This window comes from Streptomyces sp. SCL15-4 (assembly GCF_033366695.1).
Taxonomy (GTDB): Bacteria; Actinomycetota; Actinomycetes; order Streptomycetales; family Streptomycetaceae; genus Streptomyces.
The window spans coordinates 3,442,282-3,465,027 of the sequence record NZ_JAOBTQ010000001.1; the positions used below are offsets into that span (position 1 = coordinate 3,442,282).

Annotated in this window: 21 protein-coding genes; 7 read left to right on the forward strand and 14 right to left on the reverse strand. The window is 73.7% G+C overall.

Annotated elements, in window-relative coordinates:
• The first annotated feature begins 50 nt into the window (after window positions 1–50).
• On the forward strand, window positions 51–1,262 hold the full coding sequence (rocD, locus tag SCK26_RS14780; protein ID WP_318201785.1) for an ornithine--oxo-acid transaminase: 1,212 nt from the start codon (window positions 51–53) through the stop codon (window positions 1,260–1,262).
• Here rocD and SCK26_RS14785 read toward each other — a convergent pair whose 3' ends face one another.
• Complete coding sequence (locus SCK26_RS14785) at window positions 1,263–1,724, reverse strand: nuclear transport factor 2 family protein (RefSeq protein WP_318201786.1); 462 nt, start codon at window positions 1,722–1,724, stop codon at window positions 1,263–1,265.
• Between the two features lie 97 nt (window positions 1,725–1,821).
• Between SCK26_RS14785 and SCK26_RS14790 the strand changes: the two genes are divergently transcribed.
• Complete coding sequence (locus SCK26_RS14790) at window positions 1,822–2,394, forward strand: TetR/AcrR family transcriptional regulator (protein ID WP_318201787.1); 573 nt, start codon at window positions 1,822–1,824, stop codon at window positions 2,392–2,394.
• Here the strand turns inward: SCK26_RS14790 and SCK26_RS14795 are convergent.
• The 3 genes from SCK26_RS14795 to SCK26_RS14805 all read right to left on the reverse strand — a co-directional run bounded on the left by SCK26_RS14795 (window position 2,391) and on the right by SCK26_RS14805 (window position 5,522).
• Window positions 2,391–3,575: a glutathionylspermidine synthase family protein gene (locus SCK26_RS14795; RefSeq protein ID WP_318201788.1), complete on the reverse strand. Its 1,185-nt coding sequence runs from the start codon at window positions 3,573–3,575 to the stop codon at window positions 2,391–2,393. The two genes, SCK26_RS14790 and SCK26_RS14795, sit on opposite strands and share 4 nt — an antisense overlap.
• A 13-nt stretch (window positions 3,576–3,588) precedes the next feature.
• Entirely contained in the window at window positions 3,589–4,029 is a 441-nt protein-coding gene (locus SCK26_RS14800) for a hypothetical protein (RefSeq protein WP_318201789.1), read from the reverse strand.
• A 101-nt stretch (window positions 4,030–4,130) separates the two neighbouring features.
• Window positions 4,131–5,522, reverse strand: coding sequence for a PLP-dependent aminotransferase family protein (locus SCK26_RS14805; RefSeq protein ID WP_318201790.1), 1,392 nt, complete (start codon window positions 5,520–5,522; stop codon window positions 4,131–4,133).
• 47 nt (window positions 5,523–5,569) lie between these two features.
• On the opposite strand from SCK26_RS14805, the gene SCK26_RS14810 reads away from it, so the two are divergent.
• Genes SCK26_RS14810 through SCK26_RS14820 form a run of 3 tightly spaced genes read left to right on the forward strand, consistent with a single transcriptional unit; the run spans window position 5,570 to window position 7,256 of the window.
• A complete protein-coding gene (locus SCK26_RS14810; RefSeq protein WP_318201791.1) occupies window positions 5,570–6,070 on the forward strand; it encodes a carboxymuconolactone decarboxylase family protein in 501 nt (166 codons plus the stop codon).
• The gene (locus tag SCK26_RS14815) at window positions 6,067–6,537 is read left to right on the forward strand and encodes a carboxymuconolactone decarboxylase family protein (protein ID WP_318201792.1); all 471 of its coding nucleotides are present in this window, start codon (window positions 6,067–6,069) and stop codon (window positions 6,535–6,537) included. The genes SCK26_RS14810 and SCK26_RS14815 overlap by 4 nt, the downstream gene beginning before the upstream one ends.
• Window positions 6,534–7,256: an isocitrate lyase/phosphoenolpyruvate mutase family protein gene (locus SCK26_RS14820; RefSeq protein WP_318201793.1), complete on the forward strand. Its 723-nt coding sequence runs from the start codon at window positions 6,534–6,536 to the stop codon at window positions 7,254–7,256. The genes SCK26_RS14815 and SCK26_RS14820 overlap by 4 nt, the downstream gene beginning before the upstream one ends.
• A gap of 15 nt (window positions 7,257–7,271) precedes the next feature.
• On the opposite strand, the gene SCK26_RS14825 is transcribed toward SCK26_RS14820, so the two are convergent.
• From SCK26_RS14825 to SCK26_RS14850, 6 genes are all read right to left on the reverse strand, one after another.
• The gene (locus tag SCK26_RS14825) at window positions 7,272–8,222 is read right to left on the reverse strand and encodes an ABC transporter substrate-binding protein (protein WP_318201794.1); all 951 of its coding nucleotides are present in this window, start codon (window positions 8,220–8,222) and stop codon (window positions 7,272–7,274) included.
• Between the two features lies 1 nt (window position 8,223).
• Window positions 8,224–10,176 carry an ABC transporter permease gene (locus tag SCK26_RS14830; protein WP_318201795.1) on the reverse strand — a complete coding sequence of 651 codons (1,953 nt, stop codon included), beginning with the start codon at window positions 10,174–10,176 and terminating at the stop codon, window positions 8,224–8,226.
• Window positions 10,176–11,324 (reverse strand): glycine betaine/L-proline ABC transporter ATP-binding protein, encoded by a 1,149-nt coding sequence (locus SCK26_RS14835; protein WP_318201796.1) that lies wholly within the window; start codon window positions 11,322–11,324, stop codon window positions 10,176–10,178. The genes SCK26_RS14830 and SCK26_RS14835 overlap by 1 nt, the downstream gene beginning before the upstream one ends.
• Window positions 11,321–12,856 carry a GMC family oxidoreductase gene (locus SCK26_RS14840; protein WP_318201797.1) on the reverse strand — a complete coding sequence of 512 codons (1,536 nt, stop codon included), beginning with the start codon at window positions 12,854–12,856 and terminating at the stop codon, window positions 11,321–11,323. Before SCK26_RS14840 ends, SCK26_RS14835 begins: the two co-directional genes overlap by 4 nt.
• A gap of 74 nt (window positions 12,857–12,930) precedes the next feature.
• The gene (locus SCK26_RS14845) at window positions 12,931–14,451 is read right to left on the reverse strand and encodes an aldehyde dehydrogenase family protein (protein WP_318201798.1); all 1,521 of its coding nucleotides are present in this window, start codon (window positions 14,449–14,451) and stop codon (window positions 12,931–12,933) included.
• A gap of 142 nt (window positions 14,452–14,593) precedes the next feature.
• Window positions 14,594–15,553 carry a LysR family transcriptional regulator gene (locus SCK26_RS14850; protein ID WP_318201799.1) on the reverse strand — a complete coding sequence of 320 codons (960 nt, stop codon included), beginning with the start codon at window positions 15,551–15,553 and terminating at the stop codon, window positions 14,594–14,596.
• A gap of 99 nt (window positions 15,554–15,652) precedes the next feature.
• On the opposite strand from SCK26_RS14850, the gene SCK26_RS14855 reads away from it, so the two are divergent.
• The gene (locus SCK26_RS14855; RefSeq protein ID WP_318201800.1) at window positions 15,653–17,050 is read left to right on the forward strand and encodes an MFS transporter; all 1,398 of its coding nucleotides are present in this window, start codon (window positions 15,653–15,655) and stop codon (window positions 17,048–17,050) included.
• A 59-nt stretch (window positions 17,051–17,109) separates the two neighbouring features.
• Window positions 17,110–17,931 carry a serine hydrolase domain-containing protein gene (locus SCK26_RS14860; protein ID WP_318201801.1) on the forward strand — a complete coding sequence of 274 codons (822 nt, stop codon included), beginning with the start codon at window positions 17,110–17,112 and terminating at the stop codon, window positions 17,929–17,931.
• Window positions 17,932–18,143: 212 nt separating this feature from the next.
• Here SCK26_RS14860 and SCK26_RS14865 read toward each other — a convergent pair whose 3' ends face one another.
• From SCK26_RS14865 to SCK26_RS14880, 4 genes are all read right to left on the reverse strand, one after another.
• On the reverse strand, window positions 18,144–19,133 hold the full coding sequence (locus SCK26_RS14865; protein ID WP_318201802.1) for a malate dehydrogenase: 990 nt from the start codon (window positions 19,131–19,133) through the stop codon (window positions 18,144–18,146).
• A 325-nt stretch (window positions 19,134–19,458) separates the two neighbouring features.
• Complete coding sequence (locus tag SCK26_RS14870) at window positions 19,459–21,048, reverse strand: helix-turn-helix domain-containing protein (protein ID WP_318201803.1); 1,590 nt, start codon at window positions 21,046–21,048, stop codon at window positions 19,459–19,461.
• 209 nt (window positions 21,049–21,257) lie between these two features.
• Complete coding sequence (locus SCK26_RS14875; RefSeq protein WP_318201804.1) at window positions 21,258–21,731, reverse strand: DUF3017 domain-containing protein; 474 nt, start codon at window positions 21,729–21,731, stop codon at window positions 21,258–21,260.
• Complete coding sequence (locus SCK26_RS14880) at window positions 21,721–22,575, reverse strand: bifunctional methylenetetrahydrofolate dehydrogenase/methenyltetrahydrofolate cyclohydrolase (protein ID WP_318201805.1); 855 nt, start codon at window positions 22,573–22,575, stop codon at window positions 21,721–21,723. Before SCK26_RS14880 ends, SCK26_RS14875 begins: the two co-directional genes overlap by 11 nt.
• Window positions 22,576–22,746: the final 171 nt, after the last annotated feature.

A 22,746-nucleotide genomic window follows, 5' to 3' on the forward strand; every position in this document is an offset into this window, starting at 1 on the left:
GGGGTTAAGAAGGAGGTCATCGTCGTATCCGGACCGATCCGGGAGAGTCCGTGACCGCTGCCGAAGAAGACCTCATCGCCCTCGCCGATGCGCGCTGCGCGCCCACCTACCATCCGCTGCCGGTGGTGCTCGCCACGGGTGAGGGGGCGTGGGTGACGGACGTGGCGGGGCGGCGGTACCTGGACCTGCTGGCCGGTTACTCGGCGCTCAACTTCGGGCACGGCCATCCGCGGCTGGTCGAGGCGGCCCGGCGGCAGCTGGAGCGGCTGACGCTGACCTCCCGCGCCTTCCACCACGACCGGCTCGCGGCGTTCTGCGCCCGGCTGGCCGAGCTGTGCGGGATGGAGATGGTGCTGCCGGTGAACACGGGCGCGGAGGCGGTGGAGAGCGCGGTCAAGGTGGCCCGGAAGTGGGGGTACCGGGTGAAGGGGGTGCCCGCGGAGATGGCGAAGATCGTCGTGGCGGGCGGCAACTTCCACGGCCGTACGACGACCATCATCAGCTTCTCCACGGACTCCGAGGCGCGGGCGGACTTCGGGCCGTACACCCCGGGGTTCGAGATCGTGCCGTACGGGGATCTGACCGCGATGCGGGCGGCGCTGACGGAGAACACGGTGGCGGTGCTGCTGGAGCCGGTGCAGGGCGAGGCGGGGGTGATCGTGCCGCCGGCCGGTTATCTGGCGGGGGTGCGGGAGCTGACCCGGGAGCGGAACGTCCTCTTCGTCGCCGACGAGGTCCAGTCCGGGCTGGGCCGGACCGGGCGGACCTTCGCGTGCGAGCACGAGGGGGTCGTGCCGGACGCGTATGTGCTGGGCAAGGCGCTGGGCGGCGGGATCGTGCCGGTGTCGGCTGTGGTGTCGAGCGCGGCGGTGCTCGGGGTGTTCCGGCCGGGCGAGCACGGGTCGACGTTCGGCGGGAATCCGCTGGCCTGCGCGGTGGCACTGGAGGTGATCGCGATGCTGCGGACCGGTGAGTACCAGGAGTGGGCGGCCCGGCTGGGCGAGCGGCTGCACCGGATGCTGGCCGGGCTGCCGGCGACCGGCCGGGTGACGGCGGTGCGGGGGCGGGGGCTGTGGGCCGGGGTGGACGTCTCCCCCGCGGTGGGCACCGGGCGGGAGATCGCCGAGCGGCTGCTGGCCCGTGGGGTCCTGGTCAAGGAGACCCACGGGTCGACGATCCGTCTCGCGCCTCCGCTGGTGATCGGCGAGGAGGACCTGGAGTGGGCGGTGGAGCAGCTGCGGGCGGTGCTGTCCGGGGGCTGATCAGCGCAGAGGGAGGTCGATGCCGTGCTCGGCGGCGGGCCGGGGTCCGAAAATGCGCCGGTCGGATTCCTCGATGGCCACGTCGTCGATGCTCGCCTCGCGGCGGCGCATCAGGCCGTGCTCGTCGAACTCCCACAGTTCGTTGCCGTAGGAGCGCCACCACCGGCCGTCGGTGTCGCGGCACTCGTACTGGAAGCGGACGGCGATGCGGTCCTCGTGGAAGCTCCAGAGGCTCTTGCGCAGCGCGTAGTCCAGTTCGCGGCGCCACTTCCCGGTCAGGAAGGCGACGATCTCCTCCCGGCCGGCGAGGAAGTGGTCCCGGTTCCGCCAGACGGAGTCCTCGGTGTAGGCGAGGGCCACCCGGTGGGGGTCGCGGGTGTTCCAGGCGTCCTCGGCCGCCTGGACCTTCTGCCGGGCGGTCTCGGGGGTGAACGGCGGACAGGGCGGGCGGTCTTCGGGCACGGCGGTCTCCTCGGCGGTTGAGAACGATCGTTCTCCATCGGTGCGGCTAAGGTAGAGAACGACCGTTCTCAACGTCAAGGAGACACGAGGAGTCCCGATGCCCGCCCCCGCCACCGCGGAACGCGACCGCCTGGACCGCGAGACGCTGCTGGACACCGCCGAGACGCTCTTCTACGCGCACGGCGTCCAGGCGGTCGGCATGGACCGGGTCCGGGAGGCCGCCGGGCTGCCCCTGAAGCGGATCTACCGGCTCTTCGCGACGAAGGAGGACCTGGTGGTCGCCGTGCTCCGGCGGCGCGACAGGCGCTGGCGGGAGAGCCTGGCCGCGCACGTGGAGCGCGTCGCGGAACCGCGCGAACGGGTGCTGGCCGTCTTCGACTGGCTCGCCGCGTGGTTCGCCGAACCCGGCTTCCGCGGCTGCGCCTGGATCAACGTCCACGGAGAACTCGGCACCGCCTCCGAGGCGGTCCTGCGGGAGGTCCGCGCCCACAAACGTGCCTTCCACGGCCAACTGGCCGCCTGGGTCCGCGCCACCGGCCTCCCGCTCGCCGAGCCGGTCTGTCTCCTGGCCGAGGGAGCGATGGCCACAGCGGGCATCATCCGCGACCCGTCCCCGGCCGGCCACGCCCGTACGGCGGTGGAGACGCTGCTCGGGGGCGCGGCGTCCTAGAGGATCACGTGCGGCAGGAAGCGGGCGTACTCGTCGGTGATCAGGCCGGTGGATTCGCGGATGCCGAGGCCCGCCGGTTCGCCGGCGACGATCCAGGTGCCGAGGACGACGTGGTTGCCGTCGAAGGTGGGCAGGGGGGCCAGCCGCTGGTAGCAGCAGGGGTCCTCGCGGGGGGCCGGCGGGGTGCCGGGTTCGTGGACGGTGATGCCCGCGCCCTCGCGGCCCAGCAGGGGCTTGGCGACGTAGCCGGTGGTGGCGGACAGGTCGCGGGGGCCGTCGAGGTAGGCGGGGAGGAGGTTGGGGTGGCCGGGATACAGCTCCCAGAGGATCGCCAGCAGGGCCTTGTTGCTCAGCAGCATCTTCCAGGCCGGTTCGATCCACAGGGTGCTGCCGGTGCCGCCGCCGTTGTCCAGCGTGTCCAGGACGTGGCCGCCGAAGGCGTCGGTGGTGAGCCACTCCCAGGGGTAGAGCTTGAAGATGCCCCGGATGAAGCGGAGCCGGTTGTCGACGAAGCGGCCGGAGAGGGTGTCCCAGCCGATCTCCTCCATCGCGAGCCAGTCCGTGGCGAGGCCGGCCTGCTCCGCCGTCTCCTTCAGATAGGCGACCGTCATCAGGTCCTCCCCGAGTTCGTCGGCGGCGGAGTGCGCGAAGTGCAAAGGAGCGCCGGGCGGCAGCAGCGCGGCCTGGGCGCGCCAGGCCTCCACCAGGCGTTCGTGCAGGGAGTTCCACTGGTCCGCGCCGGGAAAACGTTCCTCCATCCAGAACCACTGCGGGGAGGCCGCCTCCACCAGCGAGGTGGGCGTGTCGGCGTTGTACTCCAGCAGTTTCGCCGGCCCCGTGCCGTCGTAGCGCAGGTCGAACCGGCCGTACACGGACGGCAGTTCGGCCCGGCGGTGCCAGGACTCGGTGACCGCGGCGGCCACCCGGTCGTCGGTGATGCCGAGGTCGGCGAGCCGGTCCTGCGCCACGATGTGGGCCGCCGCCGCCAGGCACATGCGGTGCAGTTCCTCGACGGTCTCCTCCAGCGCCTCGATCTCCTGGAGGGAGAAGACGTAGCAGGCGCTCTCGTCCCAGTACGGGCGCAAGGAGCCATCGGGGTGGCGGGTGAGGGGGTAGACGAGACCCTGGGACTCGACGGTCTGCTGCCAGCCGGGGCGGGGGGTCAGGGTACGGCGTTCCATTCGTCCGCTCCGGTCAGCCGCCGGAGCTGCCGTGGCCGCCGCCGAAGCCGCCGCGGCTCACCCCGCTGTGGCTCCCGCCGCTGCCGTTGTCGTACGACGAGCCGCCCGAGCCGCCGCTTGTCGAACCTCCGCCCGATCCGCCGGACTTGGTGAAGGAGCCGCCGTCGACCCAGCCGTTCTTCTCCTTGCCGTCGTAGTACCAGTCGGCGTCGGCCGGCCGCTTGGCGCCCTTCTTGACGGACCTCTTCCGGCCCGACGAGGAGCCGCCGGTCCCCGTGGTCGTCTTGCAGTTCTTGTCGGAGACGACCTTGTAGCCCTTGGAGACGTTGTAACTGTCGCGGTCCACGCAGCGCTTGTCCGGATCGGACGAGCAGGCGGTGAGGGCGGCGGCCAGCAGGCCCACACCGCCCAGGACGACCGTGCCGGAGCGGAGTTGCCTTCCGGTCTGCGCCATGATGTGTCTCCCCCGTCGAGTGTGATGTCCGGCGGACAGCCTAGAGAGGCGGGCGGGCGCGCCCGACCCGGGGGTGGCTTCCGGCCGTCCGGCGCCGCGTCTTAGGGAAGTACCCGGCACAGGGCCTCCAACGCGCCCGTCCACGCGCTGTCCGAAGGCGTGCCGTAGCCGACCACCAGGGCGTCCGAGGGGTCGGCGACCGCCTCGGTGTGGCGGTAGTAGGACAGGCCGTGCAGGGCCAGGCCCTGGAGACCGGCGGCCTGGACGACCGGCTGTTCCAGGCCCGGCGGGAGCCGCAGCACCGCGTGCAGCCCGGCCGCGATGCCCGTCACCCGCACCGCCGGCGCACGGTCCGCCACGGCCGCGGCGAGGGCGTCGCGGCGGCGCCGGTAGCGCAGGCGGGCGGAGCGGACGTGCCGGTCGTAGGCGCCGGAGGTGAGGAATTCGGCCAGCGTCAGCTGGTCCAGCGACCCGAGGGTGTCGACATGGCCCTTGGCCTCGACCGCCTCCCGGGCCAGGGCCGGCGGCAGCACCATCCAGCCCAGCCGCAGCCCGGGCGCGAGGGACTTGCTGGCGGTGCCCAGGTAGACCACCCGGTCGGGGTCGAGGCCCTGGAGGGCGCCGACGGGCTGGCGGTCGTAGCGGAACTCGCCGTCGTAGTCGTCCTCCAGGACCAGTCCGCCGGTACGCCGCGCCCAGTCCACGACCCCGGCCCGCCGGTCGGGACGCAGCGGGGTGCCCGTCGGGAACTGGTGGGCCGGGGTGAGCAGCACCGCACCGGCGTGATCCGGCGGCCGGGGGTCGGTGCCGAGCGCGTCGTAGGGCAGCGCCGGGGTGGCCAGGCCCGCCGCGCGCAGCAGGCGCCAGTGGACGTCGAGGCCGTAGGACTCCACCGCGACCGTGTCCGCCCCGCGCGAGCGCAGCATCGTGCCGAGGACGCGCAGGGCGTGCGAGAAGCCGGCGGTGATCACGACGCTGTCCGGGGTGGCGCGCACGCCCCGGACCCGGGCGAGGTATCCGGCGAGGGCGGTGCGCAGCTCGCGCCGGCCGCGCGGGTCGCCGTAGCCGAGCGCGTCGGAGGGGGCCGTGGCCAGCGCCCGGCGGGCGGCCCTGAGCCACTCGGCGCGCGGGAAGGCGGCGAGGTCGGGGGTGCCGGGGACGAGGCTGTGGGCGGGGCGGCCGGGCTCCCGGCGGCCCGGGCCGGAGGCGGCGGACGGCGGGGCGACCGCACGGTCCGCGACCCGGGTGCCGGAGCCCTGCCGGGCGGTGAGCCAGCCCTCCGCGACCAGGTCGGCGTAGGCCTCGGCGACGGTGTTGCGGGCGATGCCGAGGTCGGCGGCGAGGGTCCGGGAGGACGGCAGCCGGGTGCCGGGAGCGAGCCGGCCGGTGCGCACCGCGTCCCGCAGGGCGTCCGTCAGGCCCCGGCGCAGGCCCCCCGCGAGGGCCGGTTCGAGGTGCAGGTCGACGCCCGAAGTGGCCCAGGATTCCGCCATGGGAATGGACCATACCCCTGGGCTGCCTCGGTTCTAGGGTCGAGGACATGAGCACTCAGGAAGAACCCGTCCCCTACGCCCCCGAGGAGCCGCCGCGGCTGCGCTGGGCCCAGCACGCGCCCGAGGTCTACAAGGCGATGATCCAGCTGGACGCCGTCGCCAACCAGGGCCTGGAGCCCCGGCTGCGCGAGCTGGTCAAGATCCGCGCCTCCCAGGTCAACCACTGCGCGCGCTGCCTCGACATGCACTCCAAGGACGCCCTCGCGGCCGGCGAGAGCGTGGAGCGGATCATCCAGCTCGGCGCGTGGGAGGAGTCGCGGCACTTCTACACCGAGAAGGAGCTGGCGGCGCTGGAACTGACCGACGCGGTCACCGTCCTGACCGACGGGTTCGTGCCGGACGAGGTGTACGAGCGGGCCGCCAAGCACTTCGACGAGGCCGAACTCTCCCAGCTGATCGCCGCCATCGCCGTGATCAACGCCTGGAACCGGTTCGGCGTGTCCACCCGGACGCCTCCGGGCCACTACCACCCGGGGCAGCACAAGTGAACCGCACCCAGCTGCTGGACCCGAAGGTCTTCCAGGCGATGGCCGCCGTCAGCGCGGCGGCGAAGAAGGGACTCGGCGACCCGGTCCTGGCCGAACTGGTGATGATCCGCGCCTCGCAGATCAACCACTGCGCGTTCTGCCTCGACATGCACCTGGGCCTGGCCCGGAAGAACGGGGAGTCGGAGGACCGCATCCACTTCCTCAGCGCCTGGGAGGAGACCGAGGAGCTGTACAGCGAGCGGGAGCGGGCCGCGCTGGCGCTCACCGAGGCGGTCACCGTGCCGACCGCGGGCACCTCCCGGACGAAGTCCGGAGGGGGGTTCGTGCCGGACGAGGTGTACGAGGCCGCCGCCGAGCACTTCGACGAGGCCGGACTCGCCCATCTCATCGCCCTGATCACCGTCATCAACGGCTGGAACCGCCTGATGGTCAGCCGCCGTGTGCCCCCGGGAGGCCGGCAGCCGTGAGCAGGACCGAGGAGTTCCGCGCCCTGCACCGAAGGCGCGCGCCGGACGACCCGCTGGTCCTGCCCGGACCGTGGGACGCGGCCGCCGCGCGGGTCTTCGCGGAGGCCGGGTTCCCGGCGCTGGCCACGCCCAGCGCCGGAGTGGCCGCCTCGCTCGGCTACGCGGACGGGGCCACACCGGCCGACGAGATGTTCGCGGCCGTCGCCCGGATCACCCGGGCGGTGGACGTGCCGGTGTCGGCGGACGTCGAGGGCGGTTACGGGCTCGCGCCGAAGGAGCTGGTCGAGCGGCTGCTGGAGGCGGGGGCGGTGGGCTGCAATCTCGAGGACTCGGACGGTGGTGTCCTGAAGGATCCGCACGCGCACGCCGAGTTCCTCGCCGGCGTGCGCCAGGCCGCCGCCGACCGGTTGTTCGTCAACGCCCGCGTCGACGTCTTCGTTCACGGCGACGGTGATCCGGAACGGGCCGTCGAGCGGGCCGCGCTGTACCGCGCGGCGGGTGCCGACTGCGTGTACCCGATCTTCGCTCCGGTGGACGTGGTGCCGCTGCTGCGGTCGGGGATCGAGGGCCCGCTGAACCTGCTGGCCCGGCTGGACGGGGACGGCCCCTCGCCCGCCGCGCTCGGCGAACTCGGGGCCACCCGGGTCACGTTCGGGCCGGGCCTCCAGCGGCGGGCCGCGGCGGCGCTGCGGGAGATCGCCGCCGGGCTGCTGCCGTAGGCCGGTGGTGTCCGGTCAGGACAGCCACTTCTTCCACACGGACGGGTGGCTGTCCACCCACTTCTTCGCCGCCTCGGCCGGGGAGAGCTTCTGCTCGGCGATCATCAGCGAGACCTCGTTCTGGTCCTCGGTGGTCCACCGGAACCTCTTCAGGAAGGCCGCCGCCTTGCCGCCGGACTTCGCGAAGCCCGCGTTGAGGTACTTCTTCAGCGGGGTGTGCGGGTAGGCGCAGGCGACCTTCGCCGCGTCCGCGTCGCAGCCCTCCTTGTACGGCGGCAGCCTCACCTCCGTCATCGGCACCTTCTCGAACAGCCACTGGGGGGAGTACCAGTAGGTCAGGAAGGGCTTCTTCTCCTTGGCGAACCGCTTGATCTGGGTGATCTGCGCGGCCTCGGAACCGGCGAAGACGACCTGGTAGTCCAGGCCCAGGTTCTTCACCAGGGCCTTGTCGTGAGTGACGTAGGACGGCGAGCCGTCCATCAGCTGGCCCTTGCCGCCGCTCTCCGCGGTACGGAAAAGCGAGGCGTACTTGTCCAGGTTCCGCCAGTCGGTGACGTCCGGGTGCCGCTCGGCGAAGTAGGCCGGCACGAACCAGCCGATGTGCCCGGTCACCCCGAGCCCGCCGCCGGGCGTGATGGTCTTCTTCTCCTTCACGTAGCGCTTCTCCTGCTCGGGGTGGCCCCAGTCCTCCAGGAGGACGTCCACCCGGCCCTGGCTGAGCGCGTCCCAGGCCGGTACCTCGTCGACCTGGACGGTGTCGACGCGGTAGCCGAGCTTGTGCTCCAGGATGTACCGGGCGACGGCCGCGTCGGCCTGTGCGCCCACCCAGGACTGCACGGACAGGGTGACCGTCTTCGCGCCCCGGGCGTTGGCGAACGGGCTGGCCTGCCTGGTCATGTCGGCGGCGCCGCAGCCGGTGGCGAGGGCCAGGACGGCCGCGGCGGCCGTGATCGCGGTACGGCGCATGTCAGGCTCCCTTCCCCGGGCGGCACCCGGTCGGCTGCGTCACGCGGTCGAGCATCAGGCCCAGGCAGACGATGGCGGCGCCGGCCACCAGGCCGGTGGCCAGGTCGCCCTGGGCGAGGCCGAAGGCGACGTCGTAGCCGAGGGCGCCGCCGCCGACCAGGCCGCCGATGATGACGACGGCGAGGACCAGGACCACGCCCTGGTTGACGGCGAGCAGCAGCGCGCGCCGGGCGAGCGGGAGCTGCACCTGCCACAGCTGCTGCCGTCCGGTCGCGCCGAGCGAACGCGCGGACTCCAGCGCGGCCGGGTCGACCTGGCGCAGGCCCTGCGCGGTGATCCGGACGACGGCCGGGAGGGCGTAGACGACGGCCGCGGCGACGGCGGGGGCACGGCCGACGCCGAACAGGGCGACGACCGGGATCAGGTACACGAACTGCGGCATCGTCTGCAGGACGTCCAGGACCGGGCGCAGGACGCGGTCGACGCGGTCGCTGCGGGCCGCGGCGATGCCGGTGGCGAGGCCGAGCACGAGGGTGACGGCGACGGCGGCCAGCACCTGGGAGAGGGTGTCGAGCGCCGGTTCCCACACGCCGAGCACGCCGATCGCGGCCATGGCGAGGACGGCGGTCAGCGCGGTGCGCCAGGTGCCGATCAGCCAGGCCAGGGCCGCCACCACGAGCAGCACCGACCACCAGGGCATGCCTTGCAGTCCGGCGCGGACGGGGTCCAGGACCCAGGCGGTGAAGCGGCCCGCCCAGTCGGCGGTGCCGCCGACGACCGGGATGCCGGAGTAGAGGTGGTCGGTCATCCAGTCGACGGCCCGGTTGACCGCTCCGGCGATGTCCAAGGTCCAGCCGGCGGGCCAGTCGGACGCGCCGAGCAGCCGGGCGGCGAGGGCGGCGGCGACGGTGCCGGCCAGCGTGGCGGCCCAGCCGGTGATCCTCGGCCGGCCGGCGGCCCGCGGGCGGGCGGTGTCCTCGCCCGCCGCCGCGGTGAGCCGGTCCAGCACGATCGCGAGCAGCACGAGCGGGATGCCGGCGGCGAGGGCGGCGCCGACGTCGACCGAGGCGAGCGCCTGGTAGACGCGGTCACCGAGGCCGCCGGCGCCGATGACGGCCGCGATGACGGCCATGGACAGCGCCATCATGATCGTCTGGTTGAGGCCGAGCAGCAGCTCTTCGCGGGCCAGCGGGATACGGGCGGTCAGCAGCCGCTGGCGGCGGGTGGCGCCGAGCGACTCCACGGCCTCCAGGACCTCCGGGTCGGCCCCGCGCAGGCCGAGCGCGGTGAGGCGGGCCATCGGCGGGGCGGCGTAGACGACGGTGGCGAGAACGGCCGCGGGGACGCCGATGCCGAAGACCAGGACGACGGGGAGGAGATAGGCGAAGGCCGGGAGCACCTGCATGGTGTCCAGGACCGGGCGCAGGGCGCGGTCCAGCCGGTCGGAGAGGCCGGCGGCGACGCCGAGGAGCGCGCCGACGGCGACGGAGGCGAGGACCGCCACGACCATCAGGGCGAGGGTCTGCATGGTCGGCACCCACATGCCGAGCGCGCCGCAGGCCAGGAAGGCGAGGGCCGTGCCGGCGGCCAGGCGCGGGCCGGCCAGGCGCCAGGCGAGCAGGGCGCCGAAGGCCGTGACGCCGGCCCAGCCCGCGGCGAGCAGGGTGAGGTAGACGGCGCGTACGGCGAGGACGACCGCGTTGCTGAGGTGGCCGAGGAAGTACAGGAACAGCGGGTGGCTGTCCCGGTTGTCGATGACCCAGTCGCTGGCGGAGGCGAGGGGCTTGTCGAGGCTGACGGTCAGCGAGTGGGGCCAGCTGCCGTTGCCCCAGCGGTGCAGGAAGGGCAGGAGGACGGCGGTGAGGAGGGCGAGGAGGAGGAGTTTGGCCGCCGCGCGGTTCTTGAGGAGGCGGGGGGCCTTGGTTCTGGAGGTCGGCAGACTGAGCGTGGCCATCAGACGGCCTCCGGGGTGGTGCTCGCCGGGGGCTGGGCCGTTCGCCGGCGTTCCGCGGGTGCCGTGGCGGTCCCGGGCGGGGTGCCGGGGGTGACGCCCGCCACGACGCCGAGCAGCCGGTCGTGGTCGACCACGCCCAGGCAGCGGCCCTCGTCCATCACCCGCGCCGGAGTGCCCGCCCGGGCCACCGCCTCGATGGCCTCGGCGACCGTGGCCTCGGGGCGCAGGGCCGGGCCGCCCGCGGCGTCGCCGGGGGACACGGGGCGCATGGCCGTACGGCAGGTCAGGACCTGTTCGCGGGGGACGTCGCGGACGAACTCGCGGACGTAGTCGTCGGCCGGGGAGCCGACGATCTCCTCGGGGGTGCCGAGCTGGACCACGCGGCCGTCGCGCATCAGGGCGATGCGGTCGCCGAGTTTGAGGGCCTCGGCGAGGTCGTGGGTGATGAAGACCATCGTGCGGCCCTCCTCCCGGTGCAGGCGGGTCACCTCCTCCTGCATGTCCCGGCGGATGAGCGGGTCCAGCGCGCTGAAGGGCTCGTCGAAGAGCAGCACCTCGGGGTCGACGGCCAGCGCCCGGGCGAGACCCACCCGCTGGCGCTGACCGCCGGACAGCTGGCCGGGGCGGCGCCGCTCCATGCCCGCCAGGCCGACCTTGGCGACGAACTCGGCGGCGCGCTCCCGGCGTTCGGACCGGCCGACGCCCTGGATCTCCAGGCCGTAGGCGACATTGTCGAGGACCGTGCGGTGCGGGAGCAGCCCGAAGTGCTGGAAGACCATCGCGGCCCGGTGCCGGCGCAGCTCGCGCAGCCGGGAGGTGTCCATCGCGCGGACGTCCTCGCCGTCGATGGCGATGGTGCCGGCCGTCGGTTCGATCAGCCGGGTCAGGCAGCGGACCAGGGTGGACTTGCCGGAGCCGGACAGGCCCATGACGACGAAGACCTCGCCCTTGCGGACGTCGAAGGAGACGTCCCTGACGGCGGCCGTGCAGCCGGTGCGGGAGCGGAGTTCGGCCGCGGGCAGGGCGCTGAGGCCGGGGTCGGCGGGGACGCGCTCGGGCTTGGGGCCGAACACCTTCCACAGGTGGGACACCGAGAAGACGGGGTCGGCCGTGGTGGGCGGCTTGCGGGTGGGGACGGTGAGGGTCATCGCAGGTCACCTCCGATCAGGTCGACGGCCTTCTCCCCGACCATGAGCACCCCGATCATCGGGTTGACGGCGGTCATGGTCGGGAAGACGGACGCGTCGGCGACGCGGATGCCGTCGAGACCGCGGACGCGCAGCTCGGGGTCGACGACGGCGAGTTCGTCGTCGGCGGCGCCCATCTTGCAGGTGCCGGCCGGGTGGTAGACGGTGTGGGCGGCCTTGCGGGCGTACTCGCTCAGCTCGGCGTCGCCGGTGATCTCCGGGCCGGGGCACACCTCGCGCTTGAGCCAGCCGGCCAGCGGCTCGGCCTTGGCGATCTCGCGGGCGATGCGGATGCCGTCGACCAGGGTCCGGGCGTCGTAGTCGTCCTCGTCGGTGAAGTAGCGGAAGTCGAGGGCCGGCTTGACGGCGGGGTCCGCGCTGGTCAGGTACAGGCGGCCGCGGCTCTTGGGCTTGGGGATGTTCGGGGTCATGGAGACGCCGAACTCCGGCCGCCGGTAGCCGAGGCGCTCCGGGTTGTCGGTGAACGGGATCTGGTAGAAGTGGAACATCAGGTCCGGGCCGGCGTGCTCCGGGTCGCGGCGTACGAACAGGCCCGCGTCGGAGTCCATCGCCGAGTTCTCCGGGATCGGGCCGTGGGTCTCCCACACGATGACCGACTCGGGGTGGTCGAGCAGGTTCTCGCCGACGCCCGGCAGGTCGTGCGCGACGGGGATGCCGAGCGCTTCGAGGTCGGCCCGGGGACCGATGCCGGAGTGGATCAGCAGGCGCGGGGAGTCGACGGCGCCCGCGCACAGCACGACTTCCTCGCGGGCGCGGACCAGCAGCTCCGTGCCGTCCTTGGTGCGCACGTGCACGCCCTCGGCGCGGGTGCCGTTCAGCTCCAGCCGGTACGCCCAGGTCTCCAGCAGGATCGTGAGGTTCGGGCGCTCGTCCATCACCGGGTGGAGGTAGGCGACGGAGGCGGAGGAGCGCTTGTTGTCCTCGGGGTGGTAGGCGAGGTCGAAGAAGCCGACGCCCTCGGTGAACGGCGCGCGGTTGAAGCCCTCGACCCGGGGTACCCCGAGTGCCGACCGGGCCGCGTCGACGAAGTCGCGGGCGATGGCGTTCCGGTCCTTCTCGTCCACGGAGACGATGTTGTTCTTCAGCCGGGCGAAGTAGGCCTCCATGGGGACGGCGCCCCAGCCCTTGGCGCCGGCGGCCTCCCACTCGTCCCAGTCGGAGGGCAGGGGCTTGAAGGAGATCAGGGTGTTGTGCGAGGAGCAGCCGCCGAGGACGCGGGCGCGGCTGTGCCGGATGTGGGAGTTGCCGCGCGGCTGTTCCACCGTCGGGTAGTCGTAGTCGAGTTCGCCGCCGAGCAGGCCCATCCAGCGGCGCAGGGTGAGGACGTCGTCGCGGCCGACGTCGCTCGGGCCGCCCTCGATGACGGCGACGGTGACGTCCGGGTTCTCGGTGAGGCGGGAGGCGATGACGGAGCCGGCCGTGCCGCCGCCGATGACGACGTAGTCGTAGACGTGGGGGGTGGTGTCGGGCATGGGGGTGCTACTCCAGGAACTGGGACTCGGTGCGGGGAGAGCCGACGGGGTGCCGGCCGGTGAGCCGAGGAGGGTCAGCCGGCGAACCAGCGCACCGGCCTCGGCGCGAGGTTCTCGTAGACGTGCTTGGTCTCGCGGTACTCGGCGAGTCCGGCGGGGCCCAGCTCGCGGCCGGTGCCGCTCCTGCCGAAGCCGCCCCATTCGGCCTGCGGCAGATAGGGGTGGAAGTCGTTGATCCAGACGGTGCCGTGGCGCAGCCGGGACGCCACCCGGCGGGCCCTGGCGGTGTCCGCGCTCCAGACCGCGCCGGCCAGGCCGTACTCGGTGTCGTTGGCGAGACGGACGGCCTCCTCCTCGGTGCGGAAGGTCTCGACGGTGACGACCGGGCCGAACACCTCCTCGCGGACGACGCGCATCTCGCGGTGGCAGTGGTCGAGGACGGTCGGCTCGTAGAACCAGCCGGACTCGGGGCGTTCGGGTGAGGGTTCGGGCCGCTTGCCGCCGCAGCGCAGGACGGCGCCTTCCTCGAGGGCGGAGGCGACGTACGCCTCGACCTTGGCGCGCTGCTGCTCGGAGACGAGCGGGCCGCACTCGACGCCGTCCGCGGTGCCGCGGCCGAGCCTGATCTTGCCGGCGCGGCGGGCGAGTTCGGTGACGAAGCGGTCGCGGACGGACTCCTCGACGATGAGCCGGGCGCCGGCCGAGCAGACCTGGCCGCTGTGGATGAAGGCCGCGTTCAGGGCCTGGTCCACGGCGGTGTCGAAGCCCTCCTCGGTGGCGCAGGCGTCGGCGAAGACCACGTTGGGGTTCTTGCCGCCGAGTTCGAGGGCGACCTTCTTGACGGTGGGCGCGGCGGCCCGGGCGACCTTGACGCCGCTGGCCAGGCCGCCGGTGAAGGAGACCAGGTCGACGTCGGGATGCTCGGCGAGCCGGGCGCCGACGGTGTGGCCGGGCCCGGTGACGAGGTTCGCCACGCCCGCGGGCAGGCCGGCCTCGGCCAGCAGGTCGATCAGCGCGATGGTGGTCATCGGGGTGATCTCGCTGGGCTTGACCACGAAGGTGTTGCCGGCCGCGAGCGCCGGAGCGATCTTCCAACTGGCTTGGAGCAGCGGGTAGTTCCAGGGAGTGATCAGCGCGCATACGCCGACCGGTTCGTGGACGACCACGCTGTGGATCTCGGGCGAGCCCGCGTCGACCACCCGGCCGGGCGCCTCGGCGGCCACCAGGTCGGCGAAGTAGCGGAAGGCGTCGGCGACGCAGTCGATGTCGACGCGGCCCTCCTCGACGGTCTTGCCGGCGTCCCGGCTCTCCAGCAGGCCGAGTTCCTCGCGGTCGCGCAGGAGGAGACCGGCGACGCGGCGCAGCAGCGCGGCGCGTTCGGCGACCGGGGTGCGGGGCCAGGGGCCGTGGTCGAAGGCGTGCCGGGCCGCGGCCACCGCGCGGTCGGCGTCCTTCTCGTCCCCCTCGGCGACCACGGCGAACGGCCGGGCGTCCGCGGGGTCGAGGATCTCCCGGGTCGCGCCGGAGACCGCTGCCAGCCACGCGCCGTCCGCGTGGATGGTCGCCTGGGGCTGTCGTTCCGTTCTGTCCGCCATGATCGGTGTTGCCTTCCGTTCCTGTTCCGTGCCCCTGTGTCACACGCGTGTCACGCTCGGGGACCGTCGCCGCCTGCCCGGGGCCACGGCCCGCCATGCGGAATCCGCGGCCGAACGTGCGCGGGGTCACGGAAAACGGGGGTCATACCGGACGGAAACGGAAGGCGGGCGCCGGCTGACCGGTCGCCGACCTCGCCGTCCTCGCCGTCAGCAGCTCTCGTACGCAGTCGCGCAGCCAGGCGTGGGCCGGGTCGGCGTCATGGCGCGGATGCCAGGCGAAGCCCACCCGCATCGCTGGCAGTGCGAGCGGGATCTCGAAGACGGCCAGCCCGAGGGCGTCGGCCAGCGGGCGGCCCCACTCGGTGATCAGCCCGACGAGGTCGGTCTCGCGCAGCACGAACAACGAGGCCGGATAGCTGCCGACGCTGCCCACCACCCGGCGCCGCAGGCCGAGCGCGGCGAGGGCGTCGTCGATCGGCCCGTGCTGCCGGCCGCGCCGGGAGACGCTGAGGTGCCCCGCCGCTCCGGCGAACCGCTCGGGCGTCAGCTCGCCGTCCAGCAAGGGGTGTCCGGGCCGTACGACGCCGAGCATGCGTTCCTCGTGCACGGTCTCCACCCGCACCTCGGGCGCGGCCGCGTCGATCACCCCGACCTCCAGGTCGGCGATGCCCTGCCGCAGATACGGGGCGTCGGTGTGGCTCTCGCTGAGGAAGCGCAGCCGGACGCCGGGGGCCTCGCGGGCGGCGCGGGCGAAGAGGGCCGCGCCGTGGGTGGCGGCGATCATGTCGTGGCCGAGGACGGTGAAGGTGCGGGTCACCGTGCGCAGGTCGGCGTCCCGGCCCGGCGCGAACAGGGCGCGGGCCCGCTCCACCACCGCGCCGACCTCGGCGCGCACGGCGAGCGCGTGCGGAGTCGGCACCATCCGGCGGCCGGCGCGCACCAGCACCGGGTCGCCGAGCGCCTTGCGGATCCGGCCGAGGGTGCGGCTCATGGCCGGCTCGGACAGGTGCAGCCGGCGGGCGGCGCCGCGCACGCTCTCCTCCTCCAGCAGCACGTCCAGCGCGACCAGCAGATTCAGGTCGAGGCCGGTGGATTGCGTCATGTGCAGGTATTCCTTGCGAAGGTTGCATTGGAAGTAAGGTCACCGGCGAGCCTACGGTGAGGGCGCATCCCACACCACCCACCAGCTCCCGGAGGAGCCGTGCCCGCGCACGCCCTGACCCGCCCCGTCCTGCTCACGCTGTGCGCCTGCGTCCTCGTCGCGCAGAGCATGGTCGCGGCCGTCAACCTGCTGATACCGCAACTGAGTTCGTCCGGACCGCACCTCTCGCACACCGAACTGCTGTGGACGGTCGACGCCTACGTCATCGTCTTCGCGGGCCTGCTGATCCCGGCCGGCGCGCTCGGCGACCGCCACGGCCGCAAGGGGGCCCTGCTCGCCGGGCTCGGCCTGTTCGCCGCAGGCGCGGCGACCAGCGCGCTGGCTCCCGGCCCGGCGCTGCTGATCGCGGGCCGGGGTCTGTCCGGCGCCGGGGCCGCGCTGATCACCCCGGCGACGATGTCGATCCTGGTGCACCTGGCCGGGCCCGAGCACCGGGCCCGGGCGATGGCGTCCTGGACGCTGGCCATCGGGCTGGGCGGCATGGCGGGCAACCTCGGCGGCGGCCTGGCCGGTCAGTACCTGTCCTGGCGGGCGCTGTTCGCCGCGATGGTGCCGCTGGCCGCCGTGCTCGCCGCCGCGGTGGCGGTGACCACCCCGCGCACCGCCCGCGCCGCGCAGGGCAGCCCGGACCCGGCCGGCACCCTGCTGCTCACGGCGGGCCTGGTCGCCGTGCTGTTCGGCATCATCGAGGGCCCCGGCCACGGCTGGACCTCGGTGCGCATCCTGACCGCGTTCACCGCGGGCGCCGTGCTGCTGGCCGCGTTCACCGGGCACGCCCTGCGCTCGCGCGCCCCGCTGTTCGACCCGCGGGTCTTCCGCTCCGGCGCGCTGCGGGCGACCACGCTGGGCCTGGCGACGGGCTTCTTCGGCCTGTTCGCGCTGTTCTTCGTCAACTCGCAGTACCTCCAGCGGGTCAAGGGCTACGGGCCGGCGGTAACCGGCGTCGCGATCGTGCCGCTGATCGTCGGCATGGCCCTGGTGCCGAGGTTCGCGGCCCGCTGGTCGGCGCGTCCGCGTCCGGTCGTCGGCACGGGGCTGGCGCTGATCGGCCTCGGCCTGCTGGCCGCGTCCACGGCGGACGCGCACACGCCCTACCCGCTGTACGCCTGCTGGCTGCTGGTCATCTCGGCGGGCACGGGCCTGGCCATGCCCGCGCTCACCCTGGGCGTCGTGGTGTCCCTGCCCGCGCACCGGGCGGGCCTCGGCTCGGGACTCGGCACCTCGGCCCGCGAGATCGGCGCCGCCCTCGGTGTCGCCGTCGCCGGCACCGCCCTGGCCTCCCACCCCGACTTCTCCACCGGCATGGGCCCGGCACTCCGGGTGGTGGGCCTGACGGTCCTGGTGGCGACGGCCGCGGTCGTCACCGGCTACCGCAACCCCGTCCACCCGTCCCCGAATGCTCCGGCGGCCCCGGCGACGCGGGAACCGGCGGCCTGAACCGTCCGGCGGGCCCCGCGCGTCACACACGGCAGGAGCCCCGACCGAGAGGACCCGCCGTGCGCCGTATCCCGGCCTGTGTACTGACCGACGCGGCCCCGCCCCGGGTGACCGGCGGACACGTACTGGACCGCTATGTACAGATCGGGTCCCTCACGAAGGCGCTGACCGGCACGTTGCTCGCCCGGCTGGCGGAGGCGGGCGTGGCCGGGCCCGACGACCCCGTCGAACGGTGGCTCCCGGCACCGCCGGGCACCGGCATCACCCTGCTGCACCTGGCCCGGCATACCTCCGGACTCCCCCGGCTGCCGCCCGGCCTCGCGGGCCGGGACCCGTACGCGGCGTTCGGCCGGGCGGAGTTGGAGCGGCTGGTCCGCGGCCTGGACACCGTCGCCGTACGCCCGCCGGGGGAGGAGGAGTACTCCAACCTCGGGTACGCCGTCCTCGGCGCCGCCCTGGCCGCCGCGGGCCGGGCCGGTTACGAGGAACTGCTGGAGACGTACGTCCTGCGGCCGGCGGGCGTCACCGAGGTGACCGCCCGTCCGGCTCCCGGGCAGCGGCTGACGGCGCCCGGGCTGTGGCCGGGGACGCGGCGCCGGCCCTGGACGATGGACGGCGCGATCCTCCCGGCGGGCGGCCTGTGGGCGACACCGCGTGCGGTCGCCGCGCTCGTCGTGGCGCTGCTGGTGGACCGGCGGCTGGGCGAACCGGCCGTGGGCTGGCAGTCGGCGGGAGCGCTGACCTGGCACAACGGCGCCACCCGGGACGCGTCCGTGTTCGCCGGGGCGATGGCGGACGGGCGGTGGGCCGTGGTGCACCGGCTGAACGGGCGGGCGGAGGACACCGACCGGGCCGGGATCGCGCTGCTGCGGCGGGCGTGAACGCAGGGCCGGATACGACGAAGTCCCCTTCCGCGGCAGCGGGAGGGGACTTCGTGTGTGGAGCGCCGGGCAGGCCTTGCACCTGCATCTCCCCGCAGGAAGCGGGGCGTCTTTCCTTGGACCACCAACGCACAGTCGGCTTCCGGGAGTTCCGGTGGCCGGTGTGTGATCAACTATAGCCCACGCCGGCCGCCGGAGTCACATCCGGACGCTCAGATGAGGCCGAGGCCGCGGACCGCCTCGCGCTCCTCCGACAGCTCCTTGACGGAGGCGTCGATGCGGGCGCGGGAGAACTCGTTGATGTCCAGGCCCTGGACGATCTCGTACTTGCCGTCCTTGCAGATGACCGGGAAGGAGGAGATCAGGCCCTCCGGGACGCCGTAGGACCCGTCCGACGGGATGCCCATGGAGGTCCAGTCGCCCTCGGCGGTGCCGTTGACCCAGGTGTGGACGTGGTCGATCGCGGCGTTGGCGGCGGAGGCGGCCGACGAGGCGCCACGGGCCTCGATGATCGCGGCACCGCGCTTGGCGACGGTCGGGATGAAGTCCTCGGCCAGCCACTTCTCGTCGTTCACGACCTCGGCGGCGTTCTTGCCGGCGACGGTGGCGTGGAAGATGTCCGGGTACTGGGTGGCGGAGTGGTTGCCCCAGATGGTCAGCCGCTTGATGTCGGCGACCGAGCTGCCCGTCTTCTTCGCGAGCTGGGTCAGCGCGCGGTTGTGGTCCAGGCGGGTCATCGCGGTGAAGCGCTCGGCCGGGACGTCCGGCGCGGCGGCCTGCGCGATGAGCGCGTTGGTGTTGGCCGGGTTGCCGACGACGAGCACCTTGATGTCGTCCGCCGCGTGGTCGTTGATGGCCTTGCCCTGCGGCTTGAAGATGCCGCCGTTGGCCTCCAGCAGGTCACCGCGCTCCATGCCCTTGGTGCGCGGGCGGGCGCCCACCAGCAGGGCCACGTTGGCGCCGTCGAACGCGACGTTCGGGTCGTCGGTGATGTCGATGCCCTGCAGCAGCGGGAAGGCGCAGTCGTCCAGCTCCATCGCCGTGCCCTCGGCGGCCTTGAGCGCCGGGGTGATCTCCAGGAGGCGCAGCCGGACCGGCACGTCCGCGCCGAGCAGCTGGCCGGAGGCGATGCGGAAGAGCAGGGCGTAACCGATCTGGCCGGCCGCGCCGGTGACGGTGACGTTCACGGGAGTGCGGGTCATGGCGTTCTCCGTATGACAGCTGGCGGTGGGGCGTCCCTGCCCCGGGCGGATGATCGATCTCTTGGTATCAAGAGAGATCAGCGCACAGGCTATCGCTCATCCGGCATGCGAGACGTCCGGGGCCGTGTGGCTCACCCCACAAGGGGATCAGTGGGACGTAACGCCTGGCGGGCCGCGGCGGGAGCGGAAGCGAAAGGCGGCCGTGCGCCGCCCGGGAGAGGTGGGACGACGACGGCCGCCGGTGGGGGCCGGAGATCCGGGCTCCCGTGGGGGTACGGTTCGCGTGCCCAGGATCCGGCGCCCTATGCGCGCCTACCGGAATTCTTCACTCCGTGCAGCCGGTCTGTCCCGAGGCGAGCGTGGCGCAGGCCCTGGCCCGGGCCGGGTTCCGTACGGCGACCATCGGCGTGTATCCGATGGTGTCCCCTGCGGCGGTGATGTCGCCCGTCTGCCGTTCCCTGCCCACGCTGACCCGCACGGAGTCGCCGGGCACGCCGCTGGTGATCCGGCCCCACGCGGTCCCGCAGACCTTGCTGTAGCGGACCTCCAGGGTGGTGGTGCCGACGGTGGCGGTCTTGGCGGTGGTCACCAGGTCGCCGCCGCAGCCCATGGCCTCGGCGTCCTTGCCGGTGCAGTCGGAGCCGGTGCACTTGACGCCGGGGGGCGGGGTGGTGCGGGCGGAGGCCGACGGGGAGGGCTTGGCCTCGTTCCCGGCCTTGCCGTCGCGGTGGGTGAAGTAGAAGACACCGGCGATGAGGGCGAGCACGCCGATCAGACCGGCGAAGAACATCACCACCGGCTGCCACCGCCCGGACCGTCCCTCCACCGCCGCGGGACGCCCATGGGGAGTACGGGCCGGGCCGGGCGCGGTGCCGAGGAGGCGGGTCGCACCGGGACCGGCGGGGGTGCCGGGGGCACCGGGAGCACCGACGGGGGTGCCGGGGGTACCGGCGGGGATGTTGAGGAAGTTGGCGTGGCTGCCCGGCGGGACCGCCGAGGTGCCCAGGGGGCGGGAGAGGCCGGCGGGGTTGCCGAGGGGGCCGGGCGGGGTGGTCGCCGGGGTTCCGGCCGGGCGGCCCGCGGGCCCGGCGCCCGGGCGGGCGCTCGCCTGCGACGGGCCCCGGTAACCGGCCAGGCCCCAGGAGTTCTTGACGGGCGTGCCGGCACCGCCGGCCGCCGCTTCGCAACCACCGGCGGCCGTGCCCGCGTCGCCCGCGCTCGCCGAACCGGCACCGCTCCGGCCGGCCGTGGTCGCGCCACTGCCGCTCGCCGAACCGTCCGCCGCACGGTCGCCGGTGTCGGCGTCCGTGGCCGCCGGCTGCGCGGGAACGGCCGGCGGGACCTCGCCGGAACCGGCACTTCCCGGCCCGACGGCGGTACCGGTGCCGCCCTGCCCGGACCCCTTGCCGACACCCTTGCCCACGCCCTGCCCGGCATTCACGCCGAGGCCCTTTCCGTCACCCTGCCCGGCGCCTCCGCCAAGCCCCTTGTCCACGCCCTGCCCGGCGCCCTTGCCGAGCCCCTTGCCCACGGTCTTCCCAGCGGACTTCCCGGCGGCCTTCCCGGTGTCCCCGTCCGTGGTCCTCCGGTCGTTCTCCCCCTCCGCCATCCGCAGCGCCTGCCGCGTGCTGTCGTTCCGCGACTCCGACCGGCTCCAGGCGCGTTCGGCCAGCTCCCACAGGGTGGTCAGCGGGCCCGGCTGGGTGCCGGTGGCCTCCGCGAGGGCGATGACCGCGCCCTTGGGCGCCAGCAGCCGGCCGTCCAGGTACCGCTCCCAGGACGTCGTGCCGTAGCCCGTCCGGTCGGCCAGTGCCGCGACGCTCAGACCGCTGCGGTCCACCAGTTGCCGCAGCCCGACGGTGAACTCCGTGATCTGCGGGTCCAGATCGTCCGGCAAGGCTGTCCATCGAGGCATGGGTTCCCCCTCTTCCCCCGGTCGTGCTGTCGATCTCGCGCGTCCCCGGCCACCCACAGGGATGCGTTGACCAAGGATTCCAGTTCCCGGGGCCGGACGCACACGACGGGTGGCCCGGCGGCCGGGAGTCGCCGGTCCCGTGCCGGGCGGACACGGCAGGTGGCCCGCGTCCCCCGGAAAGGCGCGGGCCACCTGCCGTACGGCGTGCGCTAGTTGGTGAGCGTGAAGTGCAGGATGTCCTTCAGGAAGGGCAGCTTCAGCAGCGGATCGGGCTGGATCATCAGCGCCAGCAGGAAGATGGCCAGGCCCAGGACGCCGTAGGTGGCGATGTCCGTGAAGCGGGAGCGTACGGCGAGCATGCCGACGTCGGGCAGCATCCAGCGCAGCACCGCGCCGGCCAGCAGGGCGAGACCGATGATCAGCGTGCCCGCGCGGAACGCGTCCAGCGCGGTCACCAGCAGGCCGAGCGCGACCAGGCCGACGACGGTGAGCAGCGGCCACTGCCGGGCGGGCGCCGGGGCGCCGCCGGGCGCGGCCCGGCCGCCGCCCTCGGGGCGCGCGGTGTCCCTGGTGAAGAGCGGGAAGCGGCGGGTGACACGGCGCGGGCGCCCCGAGGCGTCCGGGGCGCTGATCGCGTCGCGCACCGTGGGTTCCGCGTCCCCGCGGGCGTCCTCAGCCGGCACTGCGCTCCGCCGCCTCGACCACGTTGACCAGCAGCTGGGCCCGGGTCATCGGGCCGACGCCGCCGGGGTTCGGGGAGATCCAGCCGGCCACCTCGGTGACGTCCGGGTGGACGTCGCCGACGATCTTGCCCTCGGCGTTGCGGGAGACGCCGACGTCCAGGACGGCCGCGCCCGGCTTGACGTCCTCGGCGCGGATCAGGTGCGGCGAGCCGGCCGCCGCGACGATGATGTCGGCGCGCTTGAGGTGGGCGGACAGGTCACGGGTGCCGGTGTGGCACTGGGTGACGGTGGCGTTCTCGCTGCGCCGGGTGAGCAGCAGCGGCATCGGGCGGCCGATGGTGACACCGCGGCCGACGACCACGACCTCGGCGCCCTTGATCTCCACGCCGTGGCGGCGCAGCAGGGTGAGGATGCCGTTGGGGGTGCAGGGCAGCGGGGCGGGCTCGTTCAGGACCAGCCGGCCGAGGTTCATCGGGTGCAGGCCGTCGGCGTCCTTGGCCGGGTCCATCAGCTCCAGGATGCGGTTCTCGTCGATGCCGCGGGGCAGCGGGAGCTGGACGATGTAACCGGTGCAGGCCGGGTCCTCGTTCAGCTCGCGGACGACCGCCTCGATCTCCTCCTGGGTGGCCGTGGGGGGCAGTTGGCGCTGGATGGAGGCGATGCCCACCTGGGCGCAGTCGCGGTGCTTGCCGGCGACGTACTTCTGGCTGCCGGGGTCGTCCCCGACCAGGATCGTGCCGAGGCCGGGCGTGACGCCCTTCTCCTTCAGCGCCGCCACGCGGGCGGTCAGATCGGACTTGATCGCGGCTGCGGTGGCCTTGCCATCGAGAATCTGGGCGGTCATGTCCCCATCCTCGCGGATGACCCGCTCCCGGTTCCAATCCGGGTGCCACGGTTTGATCGTTGATGTTGCACTTGCACAACACATCCCGGCCCGGCTGGACAAGTAAGACGCTGTTAAAGAACGATGAGCACACAGTGCCGCGGGCAGTACCGGGGGGACGAACCGCATCTG

Bases quoted from the DNA above. Each gene is read 5' to 3' on its own strand.
- SCK26_RS14845 (WP_318201798.1), bottom strand. From the start codon at position 14,451: ATGGCGGACAGAACGGAACGACAGCCCCAGGCGACCATCCACGCGGAC.
- SCK26_RS14880 (WP_318201805.1), bottom strand. From the start codon at position 22,575: ATGACCGCCCAGATTCTCGATGGCAAGGCCACCGCAGCCGCGATCAAG.
- SCK26_RS14805 (WP_318201790.1), bottom strand. From the start codon at position 5,522: ATGGCGGAATCCTGGGCCACTTCGGGCGTCGACCTGCACCTCGAACCG.
- SCK26_RS14830 (WP_318201795.1), bottom strand. From the start codon at position 10,176: ATGGCCACGCTCAGTCTGCCGACCTCCAGAACCAAGGCCCCCCGCCTC.
- SCK26_RS14795 (WP_318201788.1), bottom strand. From the start codon at position 3,575: ATGGAACGCCGTACCCTGACCCCCCGCCCCGGCTGGCAGCAGACCGTC.
- SCK26_RS14840 (WP_318201797.1), bottom strand. From the start codon at position 12,856: ATGCCCGACACCACCCCCCACGTCTACGACTACGTCGTCATCGGCGGC.
- SCK26_RS14865 (WP_318201802.1), bottom strand. From the start codon at position 19,133: ATGACCCGCACTCCCGTGAACGTCACCGTCACCGGCGCGGCCGGCCAG.
- SCK26_RS14825 (WP_318201794.1), bottom strand. From the start codon at position 8,222: ATGCGCCGTACCGCGATCACGGCCGCCGCGGCCGTCCTGGCCCTCGCC.
- SCK26_RS14800 (WP_318201789.1), bottom strand. From the start codon at position 4,029: ATGGCGCAGACCGGAAGGCAACTCCGCTCCGGCACGGTCGTCCTGGGC.
- SCK26_RS14850 (WP_318201799.1), bottom strand. From the start codon at position 15,553: ATGACGCAATCCACCGGCCTCGACCTGAATCTGCTGGTCGCGCTGGAC.
- SCK26_RS14870 (WP_318201803.1), bottom strand. From the start codon at position 21,048: ATGCCTCGATGGACAGCCTTGCCGGACGATCTGGACCCGCAGATCACG.
- SCK26_RS14810 (WP_318201791.1), top strand. From the start codon at position 5,570: ATGAGCACTCAGGAAGAACCCGTCCCCTACGCCCCCGAGGAGCCGCCG.
- SCK26_RS14835 (WP_318201796.1), bottom strand. From the start codon at position 11,324: ATGACCCTCACCGTCCCCACCCGCAAGCCGCCCACCACGGCCGACCCC.
- SCK26_RS14790 (WP_318201787.1), top strand. From the start codon at position 1,822: ATGCCCGCCCCCGCCACCGCGGAACGCGACCGCCTGGACCGCGAGACG.